This is a genomic window from Pseudomonas sp. SDO5591_S426, assembly GCF_054070755.1.
This window is the reverse complement of the sequence record NZ_JBSVXD010000232.1, coordinates 1-7,526: the sequence shown is the minus strand read 5'-3', so window position 1 is coordinate 7,526 and position 7,526 is coordinate 1. Positions and strand designations below refer to the sequence as shown.

At 58.9% G+C, this 7,526-nt stretch carries 6 protein-coding genes; 2 read left to right on the top strand and 4 right to left on the bottom strand.

What is annotated here, in order from left to right; all coding sequences use genetic code 11:
• Window positions 1–360: 360 nt before the first annotated feature.
• Window positions 361–1,422, top strand: a complete 1,062-nt coding sequence (gene dinB / locus ACW9JC_RS27080) for a DNA polymerase IV (RefSeq protein ID WP_457458838.1) — start codon at window positions 361–363, stop codon at window positions 1,420–1,422.
• 89 nt (window positions 1,423–1,511) lie between these two features.
• On the opposite strand, the gene ACW9JC_RS27075 is transcribed toward dinB, so the two are convergent.
• The 4 genes from ACW9JC_RS27075 to ACW9JC_RS27060 all read right to left on the bottom strand — a co-directional run bounded on the left by ACW9JC_RS27075 (window position 1,512) and on the right by ACW9JC_RS27060 (window position 6,299).
• Window positions 1,512–2,465: a hypothetical protein gene (locus ACW9JC_RS27075; protein ID WP_338585090.1), complete on the bottom strand. Its 954-nt coding sequence runs from the start codon at window positions 2,463–2,465 to the stop codon at window positions 1,512–1,514.
• Between the two features lie 17 nt (window positions 2,466–2,482).
• Window positions 2,483–4,198, bottom strand: a complete 1,716-nt coding sequence (locus tag ACW9JC_RS27070) for a proline--tRNA ligase (RefSeq protein ID WP_457458836.1) — start codon at window positions 4,196–4,198, stop codon at window positions 2,483–2,485.
• 143 nt (window positions 4,199–4,341) lie between these two features.
• Window positions 4,342–5,901, bottom strand: a complete 1,560-nt coding sequence (locus tag ACW9JC_RS27065; protein WP_448106599.1) for an AmpG family muropeptide MFS transporter — start codon at window positions 5,899–5,901, stop codon at window positions 4,342–4,344.
• 44 nt (window positions 5,902–5,945) lie between these two features.
• Window positions 5,946–6,299: an MGMT family protein gene (locus tag ACW9JC_RS27060; protein WP_416128044.1), complete on the bottom strand. Its 354-nt coding sequence runs from the start codon at window positions 6,297–6,299 to the stop codon at window positions 5,946–5,948.
• Window positions 6,300–6,475: 176 nt separating this feature from the next.
• On the opposite strand from ACW9JC_RS27060, the gene ACW9JC_RS27055 reads away from it, so the two are divergent.
• Window positions 6,476–7,483: a DUF481 domain-containing protein gene (locus ACW9JC_RS27055; protein WP_338585094.1), complete on the top strand. Its 1,008-nt coding sequence runs from the start codon at window positions 6,476–6,478 to the stop codon at window positions 7,481–7,483.
• Window positions 7,484–7,526: the final 43 nt, after the last annotated feature.

Below are 7,526 nucleotides of genomic sequence, written 5' to 3'. Positions count from 1 at the left end.
GATTTGAACCGACGACCTTCGGGTTATGAGCCCGACGAGCTACCAGACTGCTCCATCCCGCGTCTGTGTGTCGGCATTCTACAGAGGATCGACGGGGTGTCAACCGCCAATCTCGGTAAAATCTCTTCAGGTTCAATCGCTTAGGTCTTCCGCCACGGTATGGATTAGCCTGAGAGGCAGGCGTAGCAAGGCTTGTGGCTCTATTAGCGCCTGCTGTGCGATTGAAAAAATAAATTCATCGGGGTTTTCCTACAGCGGGAAAAGAACATTCACACTACTGGTGCTATATACAGGTGTCAGTGAGATACTGCTTTTCTGACACGGCATGCAGCCATTTCTTCACCCTTAAACTGCTTTGATATGACCCAGCGAAAAATCATCCACGTCGATTGTGACTGTTTCTACGCCGCCATCGAAATGCGTGACGATCCGAGCCTCGCCGGAAAACCACTGGCGGTGGGCGGCTCGGCGGATCGGCGCGGGGTGATCGCTACCTGCAATTATGAGGCTCGGGCCTATGGCGTACGTTCGGCCATGTCATCCGGTCATGCGTTGAAGTTGTGCCCGGACCTGACCATCGTCAGGCCGCGTATGGATGCCTATAGAGAAGCGTCGAAGGAAATTCATACGATCTTTCGTGATTACACCGACATCATCGAGCCGCTTTCCCTCGACGAGGCCTACCTCGATGTGTCGGACTGCGCGCATTTCGGTGGTAGCGCCACGCGCATCGCCCAGGACATCCGTCGTCGGGTCTCGAATCAGCTGCACATCACCGTTTCGGCCGGTGTGGCGCCGAACAAGTTTCTCGCCAAGATCGCCAGCGACTGGAAAAAACCCAACGGTCTGTTCGTCATTACACCGGATCAGGTCGAGGACTTTGTGAGTGGTCTGCCGGTCAGCAAGCTGCACGGGGTCGGCAAAGTCACCGCTGACAAGCTGGGCAAACTGGGCATCGTCGATTGTGCGCAATTGCGCGAGTGGGACAAGTTGGCGCTGGTGCGCGAATTCGGCAGCTTTGGTGAGCGAATGTGGAGCCTGGCCCGTGGGATCGATGACCGCCAGGTGCATAACGACAGTCGCCGGCAGTCGATCAGTGTCGAAAATACCTACGATGTCGATCTGCCGGATCTGCGCAGTTGCCTGGATAAGCTGCCGGAATTGCTGGAAACCCTCAAAACCCGCATGGCACGAATCGACAGCAGCTACCGGCCAGGTAAGCCGTTCGTCAAAGTGAAGTTTCATGATTTCACCCAGACCACGCTGGAACAGGCTGGAGCAGGGCGGGATTTGGGCAGTTATCAGCTTTTGCTGACCCAGGCGTTTAATCGTGGGGGCAAACCGGTGCGGTTGTTGGGTGTGGGGGTCAGGCTGGAGGATTTGCGGGGCGGGTTTGAGCAGATGGAGTTGTTTGAGCGTTGATGATTAAAAGCAAAAGATCGCAGCCTCCGGCAGCTCCAGGGGAATGCGTTCCTCTGTAAGGGCTGCCGAAGGCTGCGATCTTTAAAGCTTTAGTTGGGCCCTGGATCCGCCACCAATCGCCCGGCATCTCTGGTCAATGACTTGAGAAATTCGGTCTGCAGTTCAGGATCGTTGCGAGTCAGTTCGATCAGGCTCTGTTCCAGCTCGCTGGCTTCTTCCTCCAACCCCAGTTCCGACAGACGTTTGACCCGGTGTACCCACTGGCTCACTTCGTCGTCTTCGAGGTCGTCGTAAATCAGCCCGTGGGCTTCGAGCAGTTTGCCGCGCAGGCTACTGCTGAGTGCCAGGGACGAGTCGCTATGCACGTCGTCCTTGGCGTCTTCGACATTGATCTGCAGCTTGCTCAAATGATTGAGGTCATGTTCCGCGAACGGGCTGTCCAACAGGTTCAGACGCAAGACGCCGTTTTTGTCGGTGCTCAGTTCGAAGGTTTCCTTGCCGGCCTTGACCTCGACCGGACGCTCGCTCCACGGCAAGCTCGAGTATTCCGTGCGCTTGTCGCGCTGGACTTCGTCGATTCCGGCCAGGTTCTGCTGCGCACGACCGTTGGATTGCACGTTCATGAACGGGTTGAGCCCGGCAAAGCCGTAACTGAACCAGTCCTTGGTCACGCTATCCGGAAGATTGCCGAGGGCGAACACGTTGACCACGTTCGCGCCGACACCGCCGACCACCGCCACCGCGCCCAGCGGGATCTCATAGATCTCCCGCCAGGGTTGGTACGGCGTGTAACGATCGTAATGGCGCGTGACTTCGAACTCGGTGACTTCGAAGGTCTTTTGCTCGTGGATTTTCACCCGGCGTTGCGGCAGCTCAAGCACCTTGGGCTCACCAACATCGATCTGCAGGCTGTGATCGAGCAGTTTGCGCTCGACACGTTCCTCGTGCTCGCTGCGTTGCGACATGTGATTGGCACAGCCGCTGACCAGCAGGGTGCCGCACAGGGCGGCACCACCGAGGCCTAAGGTGTTTCGCTTGAACATGACGTCTCTATCTGGTTTCAGCGGCGGATACGGGCCTGAAGGAATGGCAGTACGTCGGCGACCGGCAGCGCTTGCGGCTCGGCCTCGGTACGGCTCTTGTATTCCAGGTTGCCTTCGGCGAGGCCGCGGTCGCTGACCACGATCCGGTGAGGAATGCCGATCAGCTCCATGTCCGCGAACTTGATGCCCGGGCTGGTTTTCTTGTCGCGGTCGTCCAGCAGCACTTCGAAGCCGGCAGCAGTCAGTTCTGCATACAGCTTGTCGGTGGCTTCGCGCACCAGGTCGGTTTCATAGCGCAGCGGCACGAGGGCGATCTGGAAGGGCGCCAGGGTGTCGCTCCAGATGATGCCTTTGTCGTCGTTGTTCTGTTCGATTGCGGCCGCAACCACGCGGGAAACGCCGATGCCGTAGCAGCCCATTTCCAGAGTGACCGGCTTACCGTTCTCGCCCAGCACTTCGCACTTCATCGCCTTGCTGTACTTGTTGCCCAGCTGGAAGATGTGCCCGACTTCGATGCCGCGCTTGATTTCCAGGGTGCCGTTGCCATCCGGGCTTGGGTCGCCAGTGACGACGTTACGCAGGTCGGCAACGGTCGGAACAGGCAGATCGCGTTCCCAGTTAACGCCGAAGTAGTGCTTGTCGTCGATGTTGGCACCGATACCGAAGTCGCTCATCAGTTCGACGGAGCGGTCGATGATGATTGGCAGCGGCAGGTTCAACGGGCCGAGGGAGCCCGCGCCCGCGCCAATGGCGTCACGCAGTTCGGCATCGCTGGCCATGACCAGCGGGCTGGCCACGCCTGGCTGGTTCGCAGCCTTGATCTCGTTGAGTTCGTGGTCGCCACGGATGATCAGGGCAATCAACTTGCCTTCTTCCTCGGCATGCACGATCAGAGTCTTGATGGTCTTTTCAATCGGCAGATTGAATTTTTCCACCAGTGCGGCAATGGTTTTGGTGTCTGGAGTGTCGACCAGGCGCAGCTCTTCGCTCGGTGCGGCACGCGAGGTTTCGCGAGGCACGGCTTCGGCTTTCTCGATGTTCGCCGCGTAGTCGGAACCGTTGCTGAAGACGATATCGTCTTCGCCGGATTCGGCCAGCACGTGGAATTCGTGGGAACCAGCACCACCGATGGAGCCGTTGTCAGCTTCCACAGGGCGGAATTTCAGGCCCAGACGGGTGAACACGTTGCAGTACGCCTGGTGCATGCGGTCGTAGGTGACCTGCAGCGAAGGCTGGTCAGCGTGGAACGAGTAGGCGTCCTTCATGATGAACTCACGGCCGCGCATCAAGCCGAAGCGTGGACGGATTTCATCACGGAATTTGGTCTGGATCTGGTACAGGTTGATCGGCAGCTGTTTGTAGCTGCTCAGCTCGTTGCGCATCAGATCGGTGATGACTTCTTCGTGGGTCGGGCCGGCGCAGAAATCGCGACCGTGGCGATCCTTGAAGCGCAGCAGTTCAGGACCGTACTCTTCCCAGCGACCGGATTCCTGCCACAGCTCAGCCGGTTGAGTGCTCGGCATCAACACTTCGAGCGAGCCGGCGGCGTTCATTTCTTCGCGAACGACGGCTTCGACCTTGCGCATGACTCGCAAGCCCATCGGCAGCCAGGTGTACAGGCCCGAGGCGAGTTTGCGGATCATGCCGGCGCGCAGCATCAGCTGATGGCTGATCACGACCGCGTCGGAAGGCGTTTCTTTCTGTGTGGCGAGCAAAAATTGACTGGTGCGCATGGTTGGCCGTTATCGATTGCTGATGACGAGAAATGACGGAGCATTGTACGGGCGAGATCCGCTGTCGTACAGGCGTGCGGTCGGCGGTGTGGCAGGAGGGCGGGAATCGTTCCGTCCTCCGCGTTGTTTCCTGCGGATGCTTCCTACGATTCTTCTGCGACCTGGGTCGGTATGGGTTCCGGCGTGGGCGTCGGACCTTCGCGGCGGCTCTCCTGGAACCAGTGCAAGGCGATCAGCACCAGTGTCGGAACGCCCAGCAGGGCGGTGATCAGGAAGAAATTGTGGTAACCGAATTTCTCCACCATGACCCCGGAATAACCGCCGATCAGGCGTGGCAGCAAGAGCATGATCGAGCTGAGCAGGGCGTATTGGGTGGCGGAAAATTTGAGGTTGGTCAGGCTCGACAGGTAAGCCACGAATGCCGAGGTCGCCAGGCCTGAGCTGAAGTTGTCCAGGGAAATGGTCACGATCAGCATGTTCAGGTTGGCGCCCATGTCGGCGAGCATCAGGAACAGGATGTTGGTCGCCGCGGAGGCCACACCGCCGATGAACAGGATCGGCAAAATACCGAAGCGCACGATCAACAGGCCGCCCATACCGGCGCCTACCAGGGTCATGATCAGGCCGAAAATTTTACTGACGCTGGCGATCTGGTCCTTGGTGAAGCCCTGGTCGATGTAGAACACGTTGGCCATCACGCCCATGACCGTGTCGGACATGCGATAGGTGGCGATCAGCCCGAGCAGCAGCAGCGCTTGCCAGCGATAACGCAGAATGAAGTCATTGATCGGGGTCAGCACGGGCGCCAGTCCGCGACGGCCCATGGCTGACAGGCACAGGGCAGTGAGCGTGGTGTAGAGGATCGCTCGCAAAAAGGCGCGGTCCTGAAGCAGCAGGTCGAGCAGGCTCACGCCTTCGAACAGCACGCTGGCGAAGTCGGTGTTGTAGAGCTGGGTAAACATGGCCGGCACGGACACCAGCAGTACGATCAGCACGAATACCGAGGCCAGTTGATGCACAAAGCTGTAGCGCCCGGCCTGCAATTGCGTGCGCAGCGGCACCGGCGGTTCGCGCATGAACAGGGAGGTCAGCAGCGCTGGGACCATCAACACCCCGAACAGGATGTAAGTGCCGGCCCAGGCGGAATGCTTGTAGTTGAAGCCGGTGGAGCCGAAGCCTTCGGCGAAGTACAGCGCGCCCGCCGTGGCAAGCAGCGCTGCGATTCGATAGCCGGACATGTAACTGGCGGCCAGCGCGGCCTGACGATTGTCTTCGGCGATTTCAAGGCGATAGGCGTCTACGGCAATGTCTTGCGTCGCGGAGGCGAAAGCGACGACTACCGCGATGGCGATCAGCCAGGACAAATGCTTTTGCGGGTCGCAGAAACCCATGCCGATCAGGCCGAGGATCACCAGTGCCTGGGAAAGCACCAGCCAGGAGCGGCGTCGACCGAGCTTGCCGAGCAGCGGCAGGCGCCATTGGTCCAGCAACGGTGACCAGACCCATTTAAAGGCGTAGGCCAGACCGATCAGGCTCGCATAGCCGATGGTTTCGCGCGCCACACCGGCTTCACGCAACCAGACCGACAGTGTCGAGAACACCAGCATGTAGGGCAGGCCGGCAGCGAAACCCAGCAATAGCAGTACAAGCGTCGAGGGGCTGGCATAGGCAGCAAGCGCGGCGCGCCAGGTTTTACGGGGCATGGGCTGGAGTCTGCCTCAAGAAATACGGAAACAAAGCGCGCACTCTAACCGCTGTGCTCTACCGGGCGCCACCCATGGCGCTGAATATCAACACGATTATTCAGGATACTGATGCCCTCCATGCGCAATCGCGCGCGTTGTTCGTCCCCGGATGGGCTGCCCACGGGCAGGCTGATGCGCCCGCCGGCGCCGAGCACGCGGTGCCAGGGCAGTTTGCTGTCGCCGGGCAGTTGGCTCAAGGTCCGACCGACCCAACGGGCGGCACGCCCCAGACCGGCCAGCTCTGCCAATTGACCATAGCTCACCACTTTGCCTTCGGGCACTTGCGCCAGGGTCAGGTAGAGCGCCGTGCGTCGGATTTGTGCAGGGCTTTCTGGTTCAGCGTTGGGTTCGATCACGTGCCGTTCCTAAAACAAATGTTCCTGAAAAAATTCACAGTACCGTCCGTAGAGTAAATCCAGGATCGCCAGTTGAGAAATGAACTCAATAGAAATAGTCGGGTCAGTCCTTGCTAGGGCCTTATTCCTGCGGATAATGCCGACTTTTTTTCGCGAACCTGAGCCTGTATTTGCTTATGTTGTCCAGAACCTTGCTGTGCCTCGCTGTCGTCAGTGCTTCCACTCCCTTGCTCGCGGATACCGTCTGGTTGAAGAACGGTGACAAGTTGAGCGGCAAAATCATTCTGTTCGATGGTGGCAAGCTGTTGGTCCAGACCGAGTACGCCGGCGCCGTGCCGATCGATTGGAGCAAGGTGAAAACCCTGGAAAGTGATCAGCACCTGTTGGTCAAACAGGATGCCTACACCGGTGAAGTGGCCAAGTCGCTGCACGCGGCGGAGGACGGCAAGGTGACCCTGGCCAACGGTGATGCGCCAAAAACCGTGGAACTGGCGAGTATCCAGCAGATGCTCAAGCCCAAGCCTGTGGTCGAAGACCTGGTGTGGAAGGGCAACATCGACGCAGCGCTGGACTATCAGCGCGCCGACAAGGACACCGACGATTACGACATCGACTTCAAGACCACTGCACGCCATGGTCGTTGGCGGCACACGGCGGAAGGCGAGTACAACCGCGAATTCCAGGATGACGTGGTCACCACGGACAACTGGCGAGCCGAGTATTCGCTCGACCGCTTCCTGACGGAAAAATGGTTCTGGCAGGGTCGCCTGGTCTATAAGCGTGACAAGGTCGAAGATCTGTCGCGTCAGCGTACGGTCGGTACCGGTCCCGGTTATCAGTTCTGGGATGACGAGTTGGGAGCGTTCTCCCTCGGCTCGCTGGTCAACCGCACGGATTATGAATTCGCTGATGGCAGCAAAGAGAACTTCTATTCCGTGGCCATGAAGTGGGATTACAACCGCTACCTGATTGGCAAGAAAGTCGAGTTCTTCACCAATGGCGAGGTGGGCAAGCCGCTGTCGGGCGTGGCCGAATATGCGCTGGATTCAGAGATAGGGCTGCGCTACAAGGTGACAGACTGGGCTTCGCTCAATCTCAAGGCTGAGCGCAACATCATCGACGGCACCGACGATGCTGATCTGGACAAGACACGCTATACCGCTGGCTTTGGCGTGACCTGGTAGAACGACAAAAGATCGCAGCCTTCGGCAGCTCCTACAGGTGTAC